This window comes from Microbacterium oxydans (assembly GCF_000956525.1).
Lineage (GTDB): Bacteria > Actinomycetota > Actinomycetes > Actinomycetales > Microbacteriaceae > Microbacterium > Microbacterium oxydans_A.
In genome coordinates, this window is sequence record NZ_JYIW01000026.1 from 1,134,111 (window position 1) to 1,152,502 (window position 18,392).

Below are 18,392 nucleotides of genomic sequence, written 5' to 3' on the forward strand. Positions count from 1 at the left end.
CGATCCCCGGCGGACATCGGCACCCTGCCCTGTCTCGTGCACGCTGCGCGAGGTGTCGCGGATCTTCAAGCCAGCGGCATCCCTCCGGATCTAGCGTGAAGCCATGAGCGAAGACATCCCGACGACCGGCGTGACCGGCACCCACACCACCGACGGACGACCGAACAGCGCGACCTCCCTGACACCGTTCCTCGCGATCCCCGATGCGGCGCGGGCGATCGAGTTCTACCGTGATGTCTTCGGCGCCCGCGTCGTCGACGTGACCGAGTTCGGCGGCGTCGTGGCGCACGCCGACCTCGACTTCGGCCAGGGCCTGCTGCAGCTCGGCGACCCCAACCCCGACTACCATCTCGTGCCCTCCCCCGCGGGCGACGACGACTGCTATTCGATGGGCCTGTACGTCTCAGACGTCGATGCGGTCGTCGAGCGGGCGGTCGAAGCGGGATCGACCGTGCGCGAGGCCCCGTCCCACTTCGTCTCCGGCGATCGGTACGCCAGCATCCGGGATCCGTTCGGGGTGCGCTGGTCGATCATGACGCGCGTCGAGGACCTCTCCGACGAGGAGAGCGCCCGGCGGGTCGCCGAATGGGCGGCGTCGTTCACGACGGCTGCGAACGACGACGCGAGCTGACCGCCCGCTCGGCTGCCCGGCACACCGCAGGCAGCAGGGCCTCAGCCGTGCGCCGATACCCCAGCGCGCTCGGGTGGAACCGGTCGAGGCTGAACATCTCCTCCGGTGCGTCGAAGAACAGCGGACCGATCGCCCGGCGGAGGTCCACCGGCTCCGCACCCGCGTGCCGGGCGGTCTCGGCCTGCACGTCGGCGAGGCGCCTGGACAGACTCGACGCGAGCCGACGCAGCGGCTGCGGAACGGCTCGGAGCGCGCCGAGGTCTGGGCAGGTGCCGACGATGACCTCGGCTCCGCGCTCCCGCAGACGTGCGACAGCAGTGTTCAAGTGGCTCGCGGAGACCGCGACCGGCAGGCGGTGCGTGACGTCGTTGCCACCGACGACGATCACGGCGACGTGCACACGGGCGTCCTCCGGCAGCGCGTCGAGCTGTCCATCGAGGTCCGGCGACTCCGCGCCGACGACCGCTGCCGTCCGAAGGCGCACCGGGCGATGCATCCGCAGTCCGAGGCCCTTGGCGAGGCGCCCGCCGAGCGTCTCCTTGCGCTTCGCCGCACCGAGCCCTGCAGCGAGCGAGTCGCCCAGCAGCAGCAACTCGATCGGCTCGCCGTCGAACGAGCGGCGCCACACCCGGTCGGCATCGAGCGAGTCCTCACCGAGCGGTTTCCCGATCCTCCGGCGCGCGATCGCCGCCTGGCGGGCGAGCAGCATCCGCCCACCGACCAGGACCCCGGACACCGCGACGAGCGTTCCTGTGACCACGAGACGCGTTCGACCCATGCCCCGATTCGATCGTCTCCGTGTGAACGCGCCGTGAACGGCATGCCTGGTCCGAGCGCACCGGGCACCGGCGCTGCGCGCGATCTGCAGGGAGATGTGCGGAATGCAGGGAGAAACGCCGACGGATGCTCCCGCAACCCGCACATCCTCCTGCACGTCGCACGCGCCGGAGGCGACCGACCCGGCAGCCTGCTCAGCTCAGCGGCTTGATCTCCAGATCGGATGCTCCGGCCGGCACCGTCGCGAACGCGGTGTAGCCATCGGCGGCAGCCCGCTCCAGCAGCGCCTTCAGGTTCTTGGTGCGACGTTCGAGCCGGACGCGCGCGCCGGCCGCGATCAGTGCGGTCTTGTGCGCGACCAGCTCGACCACCGGCACCTCAGCGTCGTGGACCAGCACGACCGCCTGCCCCTCGGCATCCGCGCCGGCGGTGACCAGGTCGACCAGGCGTTCGAAGCCGAGCGAGAACCCGACCGCCGGTACCTGCTGTCCGAGGAAGCGTCCGATCATGCCGTCGTAGCGTCCGCCACCGCCGAGCGAGTAGTCGACCGAGGGGTGCGCGAGCTCGAAGATCGTGCCCGTGTAGTAGCCCATGCCGCGCACCAGGAAGGGGTCGAAGACGAGCGGGATGTCGGCGGTGCCGGAGCCTGTCGACGCACGACCGGCCGCGACGGCCTGACCGATGCCGACGAGGTGCTCGACGATCTCATCGGGGGCGCCGTCGGGCAGTGCTGCGCGGATCTGCCGCTCGCCGTACGCGTGGAACTCCATGGTCCGCGGGCGGCGCAGGAAGGCCTCGAAGGCGTCGACCGCGTGGGTGTCACGGGGTCCCTGCTCGTCCACAGACTCAGGAATCGCGCGAAGGGCACGGTCGCGCAGTTCAGCAGCCACCCCGTCCGGCCCGATCTTGTCGAGCTTGTCGATCGTGATGAGCACCCCTGGGCGCTCCTCGGCTGTGAAGCCGAAGCTGTCGAGCATCCAGTCGAGCGCACGCCGGTCGTTGATCCGCACGGTCGCGCCGTCGAGTCCGAGCGCGTCGACCGTGTCGAGCGAGGCCACCATCAGCTCGGCCTCTGCACGCGCCGAGTCGTCGCCCATGATGTCGATGTCGCACTGCACGAACTGGCGGTAGCGCCCCTTCTGCGGGCGCTCCGCGCGCCACACGGCGCCGATCTGGATCGACCGGAACACGGTCGGCAGCTGGCCGCGGTTGCTGGCGTAGAACCGGGCGAGCGGCACGGTGAGGTCGTAGCGGAGCCCGAGGTCGGAGAGCGCTGCCGGATCGGCGGCGGCGTCACGGATCGCGTCGGCGTCGAGCCCGCGGCGCAGCACGTTGTAGGCGAGCTTCTCGTTGTCGCCGCCGATGCCGGCGTGCAGACGCGAGTACTCCTCGAGCACCGGGGTCTCGATCTCGTCGAAGCCGTGCGCGAGGTAGCGCTCACGGATGACGGCGAGCACGCGCTCGCGGCGAGCCTTGTCAGCGGGGAGGATGTCGCGCATGCCGCGCGGCGGGTTCACAGTAGCCACGAGACCATCTTTCCAGGTCCTGCCGGTCGGCCGTGCCGATGGTTCAGCTCGCGGCCTCGGCATCGCGCACCTGCGCCTCGAGCGTCCGCAGCCGCTCCCGGAGCGCGCGCTCGGCATCCCAGCCCTCGACGCGGGCCAAGGCGACGAGCGAGAGCATGGCGTCGCCGAGCTCGGCCTCAGAGGTCGGTGCGTCGACACGGGCGTCCTCCGCGACCAGGACCACGCCGGCAGCGCGTCCGACCAGCTTCTGCGCGAGGGCGAGCGCCGGCATCCCGCGCGGCACGCCGTCGAGCACGCTGCTGCGGGTGCGCTTCTCCGCCGCCTTCGCCGCGTTCCAGTGCACGAGCACCGCTTCCGGCGTCTCGGCGATCTCGCCGGCGAAGACATGCGGATGCCGTCGCACCATCTTCTCGGTGAGCGTCTGCGCCACGTCGTCGATGTCGAAGGGGTCGTCCGGGTCCTGCGCTGCGATCGCCGAGTGGAACAGCACCTGCCACAGCAGATCGCCGAGCTCCTCGCGCAGATCCGCTCTGGTGCCGTGCTCGACCGCATCGATCACCTCGTGCGACTCCTCGATCAGATACGACACGAGATCGCGATGCGTGATCCGCTGCGACCACACGCACCGCTCTCGCACCGCGCGCATCGTCTCGACGGCAGCACGCAGCTGATCGGTCGGTGCAGCGCGCTCGGGTCCTTCAGGGTTCTCGGTGTGCTCTGTCTGCGACGACACGATTCCTCCTCGATCGGATGCTCAGGATGCGGCTGCGGCGAGGCGACGGTACCACCGGGCGCGCAGCGACACGATGATGGCGGAGAGCACGAGGGCGATGAGCGACCCGACCAGCACGCCGAGGATCGCCTGGTCACGGATCCCGGCATCCGATGCGAAGGCGAGGTTCGCGAGCAGCAGCGAGACGGTGAAGCCGATGCCCCCGAGCGCCCCGGCCGCGAGGATGTCGAGGAACGGCAGCGCGGGCGCCGCGCCCTTCGGACGGATGCGCATGGCGATGAACCCGAACAGCGAGATGCCGACGATCTTGCCGACCGGCAGCGCCACCACGATGGCCCAGAACGCCGGCGACAGCTCACCCGGTGCGAGCGCCGGGATCACCACGAAGGCGGCGACGAACGCGAACAGCGGGAGGATCCCGCCGTTCACGGTCGGTTCGAGCGCATGGCGTGCGCGTCCCGCCGGGACCGGCGCCATCACCAGGCCGAGGAGCACGCCGGCGATCGTGGCATGGATGCCGGATGCCGCGACGAGCCCCCACGTGATGATGCCGACGAGGACCATCGCCACCGCGATCAGCACGTGACCGTTCGCGTGCAGCGCCCTGCTGAGCAGCCAGAAGCACACGACGCCGACGAGGGCCAGTGCGAGCAGCACCCATTGGACGTCGTGGGCGAACAGGACGGCGATGAAGATGATGCCGATGATGTCGTCGAGGATCGCGAGCGCGAGGAGGAAGACGCGCACGGTCGAAGGAAGACCACGACCGAACATGGCCAGGACGCCGAGCGCGAAGGCGATGTCGGTGGCGGTCGGGATCGGCCAGCCCGTCGCCGTCGCGCCGTCGCCGGCGATCAGCAGATACACCGCGATGGGCGCGAGCACACCACCGGCCGCCGCGATGGCCGGCTGCACGGCCTTGCGCGGCGAATCGAGCTCGCCGTGGGTCAGCTCATGACGCAGTTCGATCGCCACCACCAGGAAGAAGACAGCGAGCAGGCCGTCGGACACCCAGTGCGCGATCGAGAGATCGAGCGACGTTCCCGGAACCGCGATGTGGGAGTCCAGCACCGCAGCGAGCGCGTCATGCGTCGGAAGATTGGCGAGCAGCAGGCCGAGCCCCGCCGCGAGGAGGAGCAGCACGGCCGGGAACTGCTGGCCGCGGAGAGGGTTCGCTGAGATGCGCATCGTCCCCATGCTAGATCGCGAGGATCGCCGTCATCACCCGTCATGCGTGCAGGAGCCGCCCCCGACCCGGGATACTCTCGAACGGTGACCCCCGCACAGACATTCCCCGAGCCCACGAACACCGAAGCGATCCGCGTGATCGGCCGTTTCGAGGCCGGTCGTGGCATACCGGACGCGATGCGCTCCGACGTCAGGATGCTCGGCAACCTGCTCGGTCAGGTGCTGCGCGAGTCCGGTGGCGACGCGCTGTTCGACGATGTCGAGCGCCTGCGTCTCGCGACGATCCAGGCCTATGACGAGGAGACGCCCGACGCGTTCCAGCGCGCCGCGGCCATCGCCGAGTCGTTCACGGTCGCCCGTGCGGACGAGGTCGCTCGCGCCTTCACCTGCTACTTCCACCTCGTGAACCTGGCCGAGGAGCACCAGCGCGTGCGAGTGCTGCGCGAGCGTGCCGGCCAGCCGGGCCCTTCGACAGGCTCAGGGACCCAGGGCGCGGACGCAGGGACCCAGGGCGCGGACGCAGGGACCCAGGGCGCGGACGCAGGGACCCAGGGCGCGGACGCAGGGACCCAGGATCGACCGGCCGACACGGTCGCGGCCGCCTATGCGCAGCTCGAGCGCGAGGTCGGCGAGGACGAGGCGCGCCGCCGTCTCGCGGGACTCCGCTTCCACCCCGTCTTCACCGCCCACCCGACCGAGGCGCGACGCCGCGCGGTCTCGTCGAGCATCCGCCGTCTCTCCGAACTGCTCACCCAGCACGACGCGGCGAGCGACGGCGGCGCAGAGGCGCACCGCGCCCAGCGGCGCATGCTGGAGGAGATCGACACGCTGTGGCGCACCGCGCCGCTCCGCTCGCAGAAGCCCTCGCCCACGGACGAGGTGCGCACGGTCATGAGCGTGTTCGACGAGACGCTCTTCACGACCGTCCCGCACGTGTACCGCCGGATCGACGACGCACTGCGCGGCGAGGACTCGGGCTCCAGCGCTCCAGTCGTGCCGGCCTTCGTGCGCGTCGGCTCCTGGGTCGGCGGCGACCGCGACGGCAACCCCTTCGTCACGGCATCCGTCACCCGCGAGGCGTCGAAGATCGCAGCCGACCACGTGCTCCGTGGGCTCGAGCGAGCGCTCGAACGCATCGGCCGCACCCTCACGCTCGACGCCGAGGGCACTCCCCCGAGCGTCGAGGTCGTCGCCCTGTGGGACCGGTTCGCATCCGCCGAGCCGACGCTCGCCGCCGAACTCGCCGCGCGCTCCCCCGAGGAGCCGCACCGCCGGGTGCTGCTCGCGCTCGCGCACCGCGTCAGCGCCACCCGTCAGGATGACAGCACGCACCGCTACTCGCGTCCGGAGGAACTCCTGGACGACCTGCGCGCGGTGCAGAACTCGCTCGCCGAGAGCGGCGCGAAGCGTCATGCCTTCGGCGGCGTGCAGCATCTGATCTGGCAGGTGGAGACCTACGGCTTCCACCTCACCGAGCTCGAGGTGCGTCAGCATTCGCAGGTGCACGCGAAGGCCCTCGCCGAGCTCGAGAGCGGCGAGCCGATCAGCGCGCAGACGGAAGAAGTGCTCGAACTGTTCCGCGTGATCGCCGAGATCCAGCGCGACCGCGGTCTGCAGGCAGCCGGCCGCTACGTGGTGTCGTTCACGCAGGCGGCATCCGACCTCGCCAACGTGCACCGACTCGCGAAGCACGCGCTCGGCGACGACGCACCGGTGCTCGACGTCGTGCCGCTCTTCGAGACCTTCGCCGATCTGCAGGCAGCGCCCGAGATCCTCGCAGAGGCGGTCACCTTCCCCGAGTTCCGGGCACGCATGGCCGCGACCGGCAACCGCCTCGAGGTCATGCTCGGCTATTCCGACTCGTCGAAGGACGTCGGCCCGGTCGCTGCGAACCTCGCGCTCTACGAAGCACAGGAGAAGATCGCCCTCTGGGCGAAGGAATCCGACATCGAGCTGACCCTCTTCCACGGCCGCGGCGGTGCGCTCGGCCGCGGCGGCGGGCCGGCCAACTCCGCGATCCTCGCGCAGCCGCCGCACTCGGTCGACGGCCGCTTCAAGCTCACCGAGCAGGGCGAGGTCATCTTCGCCCGCTACGGCGAGCCCGCGATCGCGATGCGGCACATCGACCAGGTCGCCGCAGCCACGCTGCTCGCGTCCTCACCGTCGGTCGAGGCGCGGACGAGCGGCGCGGCAGCCCGCTACGCCGAGGTCGCTGCGGTCATGGACGTCTCCTCGCGAGAGCGCTTCTTCTCGCTCGTGAAGGCAGAGGGCTTCGCGCCCTGGTTCGCCACCGTCACGCCGATGGAGGAGATCGGTCTGCTCGCCCTCGGCTCGCGTCCGGCCCGCCGCGGGCTCTCGGTCGAATCCCTCGAAGACCTGCGGGCGATTCCATGGGTGTTCGCGTGGACCCAGGCTCGGATCAACCTGGCCGGCTGGTTCGGCCTCGGGACGGCACTGGAAGCCGTCGGCGATGAAGCACTGCTGATCGAGGCGTACCGCGAATGGCCGCTGCTGCGCACGATGATCGACAACGTCGCGATGAGCCTCGCGAAGACCGACGAGCGCATCGCACGCCAGTACCTCGCACTCGGCGACCGCGACGATCTCGCCGCCCTCGTGCTCGACGAACTCGCGCTGACCCGCGAGTGGGTGATCCGTCTGACCGGCGGTGACGGCCTGCTCGTGAACAAGCCGGTGCTCCAGCGCGCGGTGCAGCTGCGCAGTCCGTACGTCGACGCGCTCTCGCTGCTGCAGCTGCGCGCGCTTCGTGCGCTGCGCTCCGCCGCGAGCGATGGCGCCACCGGTTCCGGTGCGGATGCCGAGCAGCAGCGCCTGCTCCTGCTGTCGGTCAGCGGCGTCGCCGCCGGCCTGCAGAACACCGGGTGACCCCCGACCTGCGCCCGTGGACGCGGGCGATAGAGTGAAAACTCGCGCCCGATCCGGCGCAGCCTCACGCGACACGATCGCCTGCACGACAATCCCCCTTTGAGAGAGCCTTCCGCGTGACCGCTAAGTCCCCTGCCGATTTCCATCCCCTCGACGCCGCCGTGCAGCCCGTCTTCGACACGGTGCTGTCGCGCAGCCCGCACGAACCCGAGTTCCACCAGGCAGTGCACGAGGTGCTGCATTCGATCGCGCCGGTCCTGACCGCGCACCCGGAGTACGTCGACGGCGGCATCCTCGAACGACTCGTCGAGCCGGAGCGCCAGATCCTGTTCCGCGTGCCGTGGGTCGACGACTCGGGCAAGCTGCAGGTCAACCGCGGCTACCGCATCCAGTTCTCCTCGGTGCTCGGGCCGTACAAGGGCGGGCTCCGGTTCCACCCCTCGGTGAACCTCTCGATCATCAAGTTCCTCGGCTTCGAGCAGATCTTCAAGAACGCGCTGACCGGCCAGGGCATCGGCGGCGGCAAGGGCGGTTCGGACTTCAATCCGCACGGTCGCTCCGACGCCGAGGTCATGCGCTTCTGCCAGTCGTTCATGAACGAGCTCTACCGCCACCTGGGCGAGCACACCGACGTCCCCGCCGGCGATATCGGTGTCGGCGGTCGTGAGATCGGCTACCTCTTCGGTCAGTACCGCAAGGTCACCAACCGCCACGAGTCCGGCATGTTCACCGGCAAGGGCACCGGCTGGGGCGGAGCCCAGGTGCGCACCGAGGCCACCGGCTACGGCGCGGTGTTCTTCGCACAGGAGATGCTCGCCGTGCACGGCGACTCGCTCGACGGCAAGCGCGTCGGCATCTCCGGCTCCGGCAACGTCGCCATCTACGCGATCCAGAAGGCGACCCAACTGGGAGCGGTGGCGGTCACGGCATCCGACTCCTCCGGCTACGTCGTCGACGACGCCGGCATCGATCTCGACCTGCTGCGTCAGCTGAAGGAGGTCGAGCGCGCCCGCATCGTCGAGTACGCGAACCGTCGTCCGAGCGCGCGGTTCGTCGAGGGCGGCAGCGTCTGGGAGGTGCCGGTCGACATCGCGGTTCCCTCTGCCACGCAGAACGAGGTCAGCCTCGCCGACGCCGAGGCACTGATCGCGAACGGCGTGCGCGCGGTGTCCGAGGGCGCGAACATGCCCTGCGTGCCGGCTGCGGTCGACGCGTTCCAGCGGGCCGGTGTGCTCTTCGCGCCAGGCAAGGCCGCCAACGCGGGCGGCGTGGCCACCTCGGCCCTCGAGATGAGCCAGAATGCTTCGCGTCAGCGCTGGAGCTTCGGCGACAGCGAGAACAAGCTGCGCGAGATCATGTCCGACATCCACAGCGCTGCCTTCGACGCCGCCGAGCGTCACGGTGTGGCTGGCGACTATGTCGCCGGTGCGAACATCGCCGGCTTCGAGCGGGTCGCGGCGGCGATGCTCGCACAGGGCGTCATCTGACCCGTCCCTGACACGACGCGAGCCGCCTCCCCTCCCGGGAGGCGGCTCGTGTCGTTCGCGGCGTCCGTCAGCTCTCGTCGACCGGCACCTTGACGACCTTGTTGTATCCGGTCACCGCCTGGTTCTCGTCGAAGGCGACGACCTTCTTGCGGAACCCCTTCGTGATGATCGCGAGGTAGACGAGACCGATCGCGGTCCACACGAGACCGCCGCGCAGGGCGTCCTCATGCAGGTTCGCCCAGAGGAGCCCGGTGAGGACCATGCCGATGCCGGGCATCACGATGAAGTGGAAGATGTCGCTCGGGGTCTTGCGACGGCCCTTGCGGATCGCGAACCAGGCGATCACCGAGATGTTGACGAACGTGAACGCGATCAGCGCACCGAAGTTGATCCACGCCGCGATCAGCTCGAGCGTGAACGGGATCGCCAGCAGCGAGATCGCACCGACCAGCACGATGTTGAACGTCGGCGTGTGCGTCTTCGGGTTGATGTAGCCGAACACCTTCTGCGGCAGCACGTTGTTACGACCCATCACCAGCAGCATGCGCGACACCGAGGCGTGCGAGGCGAGCCCCGAGGCGAGCGTGGCGCAGAAGCCGGCCGCGGTCAGCACGGCCATCAGCACCGGACCGCCGACCAGGTTGCCGATGATCGGCAGGGTCGAATCCTCGACGAACTGCATGTCGCCACCGGGGGCGAACTCGTTCCAGTCCGGGAAGCGCAGCTGCGAGAGGTAGCCGGCGATCAGGAAGATCGCGCCGCCGAGCAGCACTGTCAGCAGGATCGCCTTCGGCATGATCTTCGGGTCCTTCGCCTCTTCCGCGTACATCGTGACCGCATCGAAGCCGATGAACGAGAAGCAGACGATCGTGGCGCCCATCAGCACCGCGCTCATCGTGGCACCGTCGTGCAGGAACGGGGCGACGGAAGCGATCGTGCCTGCACCCTCGCCGCGCATCAGCTGCGCGACCACGAGCACGACGAACACGGCCATCACGATGATCGAGAAGACCAGCAGGATCATGTTCAGGTTCGAGGTGCCGCGCATCGTCAGGTAGATGATGCTGGTGACGAGGATGCAGTAGAGCACGACCCAGATCCAGCCCGGGATGTCGGGGAACAGCGCCTCGAGGTAGCTCCGGATGATGAGGCAGTTGACCATCGGCAGGAGCACGTAGTCGATGAGCGAGGTCCAGCCCACCATGAAGCCCAGGTTCGGGTGGATCGACTCGCGAACGTACGTGTACGCGGAGCCGGCGCTTGGGATCGCCGCGGAGATCTTGCCGTAGCTGATCGCGGTGAAGACCATCACGACGAGCGCGACGAGGTACGCCGCCGGCACCACGTTGTCGGTGTCGCGGGCGACCATGCCGAAGGTGTCGAAGACGACCGTCGGCGTCATGTATCCGAGCCCGAGTCCGACGATCGCCCAGAGTCCGAGGTTCCGCTTGAGCGTCCCCCCACCGTGTGCGAGCGGCTTTGTCTTCGTGGCCATGTGTACTCCTCGGGGAACAGCGCATGGGTCGGACCACGGGTCGTCCGACGCTGTGCATCAGTATGGACCCAGGGGATTCCTCAGCGCGACCCCCAATCCAGGTACGAAATGCGCATGTAACAAACGAAAAGTGCACGGGATTCGAAGGAGTCGCCGTTCACCATCCGTCGGTGAGCACCCGGTCCAGCATCGCGACCACGTGATCCGCGCTCTGCGTCGTGAGGCACAGCGGCGGTTTGATCTTCAGCACGTTGGATCGTTCGGACGTCGTCAGCACGATGACCCCGAGTTCGCGCAACCGCTCGCAGATCGCCGCCGCCTCCGCCGCGGCCGGTTCCATGGTGTCGCGGTCGCGCACCAGCTCGACACCGAGATACAGGCCCTCGCCATGCACGACACCGACGAGTGGATGCCGGTCGGCGAGCTCGCGGAGTCCGTCCGCGAGGTGCGCGCCGACCACTGCGGCATTGCGCTGCAGGTCGTCCTCGATCATCGCGTCGAGCACCGCGATGCCGACCCGACAGCTGAGCGTGCTGCCGCCGGCCGAGGAGAAGAACTGCCCCTGCGCCGAGAGGGCGTCCGCGATGCGCCTCGACGTGATCACGCCGCCGATCGGATAGCCGTTGCCCATCGGCTTCGCGATCGTGACGATGTCGGGCACGACGCCCGCGAGCTCGAAGCCCCAGAAGGCCGAACCCATGCGCCCGAACCCGACCTGCACCTCGTCGGCGATGCACAGCCCGCCGGCGGCCCTGACCTGCTCGTAGGCACCCGCGAGGTAGCCATCAGGGAGCACCACGCCGCCGGCGTTGCCGAGGATCGATTCGCACAGGAACGCCGCCACCTGACGGTCGTCGTCGAGCTGCGCCAAGTCGGTCGCGAGGTCGGCGAGGTAGTCCCCGGCGACGTCGTCGCCCCGGTACGTGCCGCGGAACCGATTCGGCACATCAGCGACGTGCACCCAGTCGGGCCGCGTGGCGAGGGCGGAGGGGTTGTCGTAGGCGCTGGTGGTCACCGCATCGCTGGCCATGGTCCAGCCGTGATACGCCTCGCGCAGCGCGACGACCGTTCGGCGACCGGTGGCGGCCTGCGCCAGCCGGATCGCGAGATCGACCGCCTCGGAACCGCTGTTGACCAGCAGCACCGTGTCGAGGTCGCTGCCCTCCGGCATCAGTGCGAGCAACCGCTCGCTGTACTCCGCGAGGTCGCGGAACAGGAACCGGGAGTTCGTGGCGAGCGTCCGCAGCTGGCGCTCTGCGGCATCCGCGACCTTCGGGTGAGCATGGCCGAGACCCGCGACGTTGTTCACCATGTCGACGTAGGTGCGCGCCGTGGTGTCGATCAGGTGATGCCGCCAGCCGCGTTCGATCTGCGGCGGATGCTCGTAGTACCGCTCCTGGGCGGCGGCGAAGATCTGCTCGCGGCGGTGCAGTTCCGCTTCTGCCTCGTCGTCCTGCACGAACGACGGCAAGCCGAGCAGGGGCGCCGGATCCGCCGTGAGCCGACGCCACGCCGGCACTCGTTCCGGGGCGACCAGCGCAGCCCCGTCGGTCCGGCGCTCTGGAGCATCCGCCCGGTGGATGCCGACCGTCATCCGCCGCGGTTCGAACGATGCCGCGAGCCAACCAAGCGTCTCGCCGGTGCTCACCGGACGCTCGCGCCGCTCCTCGGCGTCGAGCCCCGTGATCTCGAGCACCCACTCGGGGTCATCCTCCGGAGCTCCGAGGTCGATGACCATGCGCGCGACACCGCCGCGCTGCGTCACCCGTCCGGTCGCCGGCGCCGCCACCCTGGCCCGAGTGCCGGCAGGCAGGTGCAGCTCGCACGCGGTCGACCAGGTCTCTCCGGGCTGGGCACTGTCGACGCGCGCCCGCGTCAACCGGAACGTGCCGTAGGGCAGGACGGCCACGGCGACGCCGAGTCCGATCGCATCGTCGATCAGTCCCTGCTCCGCTGCCTCATCGAGCCAGCGCCCTGCATCGAGTGCGGCCGACTCGACGGTCGGATCGATCACGGCGACGCGGCCGGTGAGTTCCGGCAGCAGCGCGGCGAGAGGGGCGGCATCCGGATCCCCCACGAGACCGGTCGCATCGAATCCGCCGTCGTCCATCCCGACCGTGGCGAGCACGTGCTCGATCATCTCGACCTGCGGCAGCAGCGTGGCGGCGTCGAAGATCGCCTGCTCCCCCGCGATGCGCTCCCTGGCGTAGTCGTTCGCGCCGTCGATCTCGAGCTGACGCCACCCGCTCGCCACCAGCAGCGCGGCGCGCAGCACGACGAGCGGCCAGACGGCGCGCGCTTCGGTCTCGCTGAGCGGCGCATCCCGGTGGAAGGCGGCGACGGTCTCCATCACCCGCAGCGGTCGGTCGGGCTCGTGGTGCAGCATCGACGAGACGCACACCGCGAGCTCGGCGACGCGCCACCCGAGCGCGAGATCACCGAGATCGAGCACCGTCCGCGGATGCAGCCGGGTATCCGCACCGCGCTCCCCCATGACGTTGTCGTCGGTGAGGTCGCCGTGGATCGCCTGCACCGGCAGCTCGCCGGCACCTGATGTCAGGGCTGCATCGGCCTTCGCCGCCGCGCGCAGCACGCGCCCGCGCAGCACGGAGTCGGCGATCGACGGCGCGAGCGCCTCGACCTGCTCGTGAGCCACCCGCATGTCCCACATCTGCGCGCGATCGAGCCCGGGGTGGTCGAGAGCGGCCAGTGCGTTCACGGATGCCGCGGCCAGCGCACCGAACTCCGCGAGCACGACCGGGGCGAGGTACCCCGCGTCGACCAACGGCTCTCCGGGGGCGAACTCGCTGCGGCGTGCGGCGAGGCCGTTCCACCGCTGCGTGAGCGCGCCGTCGAGTCCCGGGAGCACTGCAGGCACGCTGACGCCGGCAGCGCGGTAGGCGTCGAGGGCGGCATGCTGAGCATCTCGCGCATCGTCGCCGAACACGGGGTTGTCGATCCGGAGGACGCTCTTCGTGCCGTCATCCGCCGTGAGCAGGAAGTTCCGGTCCTGGTTGCTGCCGAGCTCCTCCGCGGTCACCGTGATGCCGTAGCAGTCGCGCGCGATGCGCGCGGCATCCGTCGTGCTCACATCGGGGCGGACCAGGCCTGTGCCGTCGGTCATGCGCGGTGCTGTCCGCGAGGCGTGCCGTCGAGGCTCACGTCGTCTGCATGCCGCGCGAGCGAGCTGCCGTAGCGCTCGGTCAGCTGCACCATGAGGTCGGGCGTGTCCCGGTCGACACCGAACACGTGACCGGGGAAGTCGAGGTCGGGCTGCGCGGCTGCGATCTCCGCCTCACGATCCGGCGAGAACAGCTGCACCGGATCGCCGACGGCCACCCAGCCGATCGGCACGACCGTGCCTTCGGGCAGCACGGCTCGGCGCAGCACGATCGCGTTGACGCGCACCTCGCAGCGGGGACCGATCAGCGCGCCGTTGAACAGCCTGGAGCCGGAGGCGAGGAAGACCTCGTCGCCGACCGTCGCGCCGGCGATGCTCGAGAGGGTGCCGATCAGGGTGTGCGATCCGATGTGCACGGCGTGCGCCGCGGTCGCTCGGATCAGCGCGTTCTCCATCACGATGACATGCTCGCCGATCGTGATCGGCCCGCCCTCGGCCGTGATCACGGCGCCGTGCAGCACTTGGCAGCCGGCGCCGATCTCGACATCGCCGGAGATCACGGCGGTGGGAGCGACGACGGCGGTGTCATGGATCCGGGGCCGAGCCCCGAGGTGCTCGTACAACATGAGGTCAGCGTACTGGGCCGCGCGTGCCTCAGTGCGCTACTCCTTCGTCGCCGCCCTGCCGCGCAGCACCCCGATTACGACCGTCGCGAGGAACAGCACGACGCCGAGCACCGCGAGCCAGATCAGGCCCTTGACGACGAACCCGAGCACGGCCAGTGCGGCCCAGGCGAGCAGGAGGAAGAGCAGCAGGATCCACATGGCTTCAGCATCCGCCGGCCCGGCAACCGCCGCACATGCCATTGACCATGCCGCACTCGTCGGCTAGGAATCGGGTCACTCGACCTTGACGGGCTCGGGGAAGATCGCCGTGAACAGTTGGTTCACCCATTCGAGCAGGGCGTCGTCGGGTAGCGGCTCGAGGCCGACACCGACCGCGGCCGGCACCGTGGGCATCGGCACGACCATCGCCTCGCCACCCGCCACGAGCTTCGCCTTCGGGTAGAGCCGCTGCAGACGCACCTTGATCGAGTCCTCGAGGCGCGCAGGGGCGATGCGCAGGTTCGACCCCATCACGACGACATCCGTGAGCCCGGCGCGCGCGGCGCGACGACGCAGGCGGGCGACGGACAGCAGCCCCTGCACCTCGGCCGGCGGCGTGCCGTAGCGGTCGGTGAGCTCCTCGATCACGAGGTCGAGCGCGTCATCCTTCGCCGTCGCCGCCGAGGCTGCCGAGAGCTTCTGGTACGCCTCGAGGCGCAGCCGTTCGCTGTCGATGTAGTCCTCGGGGATGCGCGCGTCGAGCGGCAGCTCGAGCCGCAGCTCCTGCCCGCTCTCGACATCTTCGCCGCGGAACGTCGCGACAGCCTCGCCGATCATGCGCAGGTACAGGTCGAACCCGACGCCGGCGATGTGTCCTGCCTGCTCGGCGCCCAGCATGTTGCCTGCACCGCGGAGCTCGAGGTCCTTCAGCGCGACCTGCATGCCGGAGCCGAGATCGTTGTTCACCGCGATGGTCTGCAGACGGTCGGCGGCCGTCTCGCTCAGCGGCTTCATCTCGTCGTAGAGGAAGTACGCGTAGGCCCGCTCGCGTCCTCGACCCACCCGGCCGCGCAGCTGATGCAGCTGGCTGAGCCCGTACTTGTCGGCGCGGTCGATGATGATCGTGTTCGCGTTCGCGATGTCGAGACCGGTCTCGATGATCGTGGTGGAGACGAGCACGTCGAACTTGCGCTCCCAGAAATCGTCCACGACCTGCTCGAGCTGATGCTCACCCATCTGTCCGTGCGCCACCGCGATCCTGGCCTCCGGCACGAGTTCGGCGAGCTCGCTCGCGACCCGTTGGATCGACTGCACCCTGTTGTGCACGAAGAAGATCTGCCCCTCGCGCAGGATCTCGCGGCGGATCGCCGCGGCCATCTGCTTGTCGCTGCGGGGTCCGACGAAGGACAGGATCGGATGCCGGTCCTCCGGCGGCGTCGCGAGCGTCGACATCTCCCGGATGCCGGTCACCGCCATCTCGAGCGTTCGCGGGATCGGGGTGGCGCTCATCGCGAGGATGTCGACGTTCGTCTTCATCTTCTTGAGCGTGTCCTTGTGCTCGACACCGAAGCGCTGCTCCTCGTCGATGATCATCAGGCCGAGGTCCTTGAACATCACCTGATCCGTGAGGATGCGGTGCGTGCCGATCACCATGTCGACCGAGCCCTCGAGCAGTCCCTGCAGCGTGAGCCTGGCTTCCTTGTCGGTCTGGAATCGAGACAGCGGGCGCACCTTGACCGGGAACCCGGCGAAGCGTTCGGTGAAGGTCTCGAGGTGCTGCTTCACGAGCAGCGTGGTGGGGACGAGCATCGCGACCTGCTTGCCGTCCTGGATCGCCTTGAACGCCGCGCGGACAGCGACCTCGGTCTTGCCGAAGCCGACGTCACCGGACAGCAGGCGGTCCATCGGGATCGGCCGCTCCATGTCGGCTTTGATCTCATCGATCGTCTGCAGCTGGTCCGGGGTCTCCGCGAACGGGAACGCCTCCTCCAGCTCGCGCTGCCATGGTGTGTCCGGACCGAAGGCGTGCCCCTTCGCGCCCATGCGCGCCGAGTACAGCTTCACGAGCTCGACGGCGATGTCGCGCACGGCCTTGCGGGCCTTGCCCTTCGCCTGCGACCAGTCGCTGCCGCCCATCTTCGACAGGGTCGGCGCTTCGCCGCCCACGTACTTCGAGAGCAGGTCGAGCTGATCCGTCGGCACGAAGAGCTTGTCGCCGGGGTAGCCGCGCTTCGACGGCGCGTACTCGAGCACGAGATAGTCGCGGATCGACTTGGTGGCATTGCGTCCGCCGGTCGAGACCTCGCGCTTGGTCATCTCGACGAAACGGCCGATGCCGTGCGTGCCATGCACGACGAAATCGCCCGGCTTGAGCTGCAACGGGTCGACGACGTTCTTGCGGCGGGAGGCGAGCTTCTTGACGACGCGCTGGTCGCCGCCGATCGTACGGCCGTAGAACTCGTTGTCGGTGAGGACCGCGAGCTTGGCCTCAGGCACCTGGTACCCGGCCTCGACCGATCCGCAGACGAGCGTGGCGATGCCGCCCTCAGGGGCGTCGGTCAGCGTCTCGACCACCCTGGCCGCGATGCCGCGATCGGCGAGCACGTCGCGCGCCCGATCGACGAGCCCCTGCCCGGTCGCGATCACGACGACGCGCCAACCGTCGGCGACCTTGGCCTCGACGAACGAGATCGCGCCGTCGACATTGCCGTGGAACGAGGGGATCACCGTGGCGTCGAGGTTCGTCGCATCAGCGTCGCCCTCGCCGAGCCCGGCACCGAAGGGGCTGAGCCGCCACCACACGCCGCCGCGGTCGCGGACGACCTCGCGCAGCTGGGCGATCGTCAGGAAATCGCCTGAGCCGAGATCGATCGGGGCGGATGCGCCGGAGGTCGCCGCGCTCCAGGCGGCGTCGAGGAACTCGCGGTTCGTGTCGCCGAGCGTGATCGCTCGGGCCGTCGAGCGCTCCGGGTCGACGACCGCCGTCGCGGTGCCTGCCGGCATGTACTCGACCAGCGACTTGAGCGGACCCGACACCGCCGGCAGCAGCGACTCCATGCCCTCGACCGGGATGCCCTCGGCCATCTTCTCGAGCATCCCCGAGATGGCGGGGAAGCCTCCGATCAACGCTCTGGCGCGGTCGCGGACATCGGCGGTCAGCAGCAGCTCGCGGCTCGGCGGCAGGTCGACGCCGTCGACATCGCCGGGCAGTGACCGCTGATCGGCGATCGAGAAGGCACGGATCTGATCGATCTCATCGCCGAAGAACTCGACACGGTACGGATGCTCCGAGGTCGGCGGGAAGACGTCGAGAATGCCGCCGCGCACCGCGAACTCACCTCGGCGCGACACCATGTCGACTCGCGAATAGGCTCGCTCGACGAGCTGCTCCGCGACGGTGTCGAGCTCGTTGCCTCGACTGTTCGTGCGGAGTTCGAGCGGAGTGATCTCGCCGAGGTTGCCGGCGATCGGCTGCAGGGCGGCGCGCACGGAGGCCACCACGATGAGCGGGTGATCGCCCGACCATTCGGCGACGCGGCGCAGGGTCTGCAGTCGATGGCCGACCGTGTCGGGGCTCGGGCTGAGCCGCTCGTGCGGCAGCGTCTCCCACGCGGGGAACGTGAGGATCTGCGCCTCGGGCAGGTAGGCACCGAGCGCCTGGGCCACGCTCTCGGCTCGGCGTCCGGTCGGCGCGACCGCGAGGAGGGCGGCAGGATGCCCCGCAGCGGCACGCTTGGTCAGCAGCCCGGCGAGCGTTGGGGCGTCGAGCCCGTCGACGAGGCCGAGGTCGACGTCGGTCTGCGCCCAGCCGAGCGCATCTCGGTACAGGGTCGCCTCTTCCAAGGCGCGCAGAATCCCGGGAACAGTCACCGGATAAGCCTAGCCGCGGCATCCGACATCGCGGCGCGCAGCATCCCTCCCCCACCGTTTCCTCCCCCTGCCC

At 69.5% G+C, this 18,392-nt stretch carries 12 protein-coding genes; 3 read left to right on the forward strand and 9 right to left on the reverse strand.

The window, feature by feature from the left end; genetic code table 11:
• Nucleotides 1-103: 103 nt before the first annotated feature.
• Nucleotides 104-631, forward strand: a complete 528-nt coding sequence (locus RS83_RS18065) for a VOC family protein (RefSeq protein WP_045280795.1) — start codon at nucleotides 104-106, stop codon at nucleotides 629-631.
• On the opposite strand, the gene RS83_RS18070 is transcribed toward RS83_RS18065, so the two are convergent.
• From RS83_RS18070 to RS83_RS18085, 4 genes are all read right to left on the reverse strand, one after another.
• Nucleotides 600-1,409: an SGNH/GDSL hydrolase family protein gene (locus RS83_RS18070; RefSeq protein ID WP_045280796.1), complete on the reverse strand. Its 810-nt coding sequence runs from the start codon at nucleotides 1,407-1,409 to the stop codon at nucleotides 600-602. The two genes, RS83_RS18065 and RS83_RS18070, sit on opposite strands and share 32 nt — an antisense overlap.
• A 193-nt stretch (nucleotides 1,410-1,602) precedes the next feature.
• Nucleotides 1,603-2,907 carry a histidine--tRNA ligase gene (locus RS83_RS18075; RefSeq protein ID WP_045280972.1) on the reverse strand — a complete coding sequence of 435 codons (1,305 nt, stop codon included), beginning with the start codon at nucleotides 2,905-2,907 and terminating at the stop codon, nucleotides 1,603-1,605.
• Between the two features lie 70 nt (nucleotides 2,908-2,977).
• Nucleotides 2,978-3,670 carry a MazG family protein gene (locus tag RS83_RS18080; RefSeq protein WP_045280797.1) on the reverse strand — a complete coding sequence of 231 codons (693 nt, stop codon included), beginning with the start codon at nucleotides 3,668-3,670 and terminating at the stop codon, nucleotides 2,978-2,980.
• An 18-nt stretch (nucleotides 3,671-3,688) separates the two neighbouring features.
• Nucleotides 3,689-4,855: a Na+/H+ antiporter NhaA gene (locus RS83_RS18085; protein WP_045280973.1), complete on the reverse strand. Its 1,167-nt coding sequence runs from the start codon at nucleotides 4,853-4,855 to the stop codon at nucleotides 3,689-3,691.
• 84 nt (nucleotides 4,856-4,939) lie between these two features.
• Here RS83_RS18085 and RS83_RS18090 point away from each other — a divergent pair, with 84 nt between their 5' ends.
• Entirely contained in the window at nucleotides 4,940-7,741 is a 2,802-nt protein-coding gene (locus tag RS83_RS18090; protein WP_045280974.1) for a phosphoenolpyruvate carboxylase, read from the forward strand.
• A 116-nt stretch (nucleotides 7,742-7,857) separates the two neighbouring features.
• Nucleotides 7,858-9,228: an NADP-specific glutamate dehydrogenase gene (gene gdhA, locus RS83_RS18095; protein ID WP_045280798.1), complete on the forward strand. Its 1,371-nt coding sequence runs from the start codon at nucleotides 7,858-7,860 to the stop codon at nucleotides 9,226-9,228.
• 67 nt (nucleotides 9,229-9,295) lie between these two features.
• On the opposite strand, the gene RS83_RS18100 is transcribed toward gdhA, so the two are convergent.
• The 5 genes from RS83_RS18100 to mfd all read right to left on the reverse strand — a co-directional run bounded on the left by RS83_RS18100 (nucleotide 9,296) and on the right by mfd (nucleotide 18,319).
• On the reverse strand, nucleotides 9,296-10,723 hold the full coding sequence (locus tag RS83_RS18100; protein ID WP_045280799.1) for an APC family permease: 1,428 nt from the start codon (nucleotides 10,721-10,723) through the stop codon (nucleotides 9,296-9,298).
• 157 nt (nucleotides 10,724-10,880) lie between these two features.
• Nucleotides 10,881-13,847 (reverse strand): aminotransferase, encoded by a 2,967-nt coding sequence (locus RS83_RS18105; protein WP_045280800.1) that lies wholly within the window; start codon nucleotides 13,845-13,847, stop codon nucleotides 10,881-10,883.
• Nucleotides 13,844-14,470, reverse strand: coding sequence for a gamma carbonic anhydrase family protein (locus RS83_RS18110; protein WP_045280801.1), 627 nt, complete (start codon nucleotides 14,468-14,470; stop codon nucleotides 13,844-13,846). The genes RS83_RS18105 and RS83_RS18110 overlap by 4 nt, the downstream gene beginning before the upstream one ends.
• Before the next feature lie 36 nt (nucleotides 14,471-14,506).
• A complete protein-coding gene (locus RS83_RS19030) occupies nucleotides 14,507-14,668 on the reverse strand; it encodes a hypothetical protein (RefSeq protein WP_045280802.1) in 162 nt (53 codons plus the stop codon).
• Nucleotides 14,669-14,743: 75 nt separating this feature from the next.
• Nucleotides 14,744-18,319: a transcription-repair coupling factor gene (gene mfd, locus RS83_RS18120; RefSeq protein ID WP_045280803.1), complete on the reverse strand. Its 3,576-nt coding sequence runs from the start codon at nucleotides 18,317-18,319 to the stop codon at nucleotides 14,744-14,746.
• Between the last annotated feature and the right edge of the window lie 73 nt (nucleotides 18,320-18,392).

Coding starts and splice junctions, on each gene's coding strand:
- RS83_RS18075 (WP_045280972.1), bottom strand. CDS start 2,907: ATGCGCGACATCCTCCCCGCTGACAAGGCTCGCCGCGAGCGCGTGCTC.
- RS83_RS18070 (WP_045280796.1), bottom strand. CDS start 1,409: ATGGGTCGAACGCGTCTCGTGGTCACAGGAACGCTCGTCGCGGTGTCC.
- RS83_RS18100 (WP_045280799.1), bottom strand. CDS start 10,723: ATGGCCACGAAGACAAAGCCGCTCGCACACGGTGGGGGGACGCTCAAG.
- RS83_RS18085 (WP_045280973.1), bottom strand. CDS start 4,855: ATGCGCATCTCAGCGAACCCTCTCCGCGGCCAGCAGTTCCCGGCCGTG.
- RS83_RS19030 (WP_045280802.1), bottom strand. CDS start 14,668: ATGTGGATCCTGCTGCTCTTCCTCCTGCTCGCCTGGGCCGCACTGGCC.
- RS83_RS18065 (WP_045280795.1), top strand. CDS start 104: ATGAGCGAAGACATCCCGACGACCGGCGTGACCGGCACCCACACCACC.
- RS83_RS18105 (WP_045280800.1), bottom strand. CDS start 13,847: ATGACCGACGGCACAGGCCTGGTCCGCCCCGATGTGAGCACGACGGAT.
- RS83_RS18110 (WP_045280801.1), bottom strand. CDS start 14,470: ATGTTGTACGAGCACCTCGGGGCTCGGCCCCGGATCCATGACACCGCC.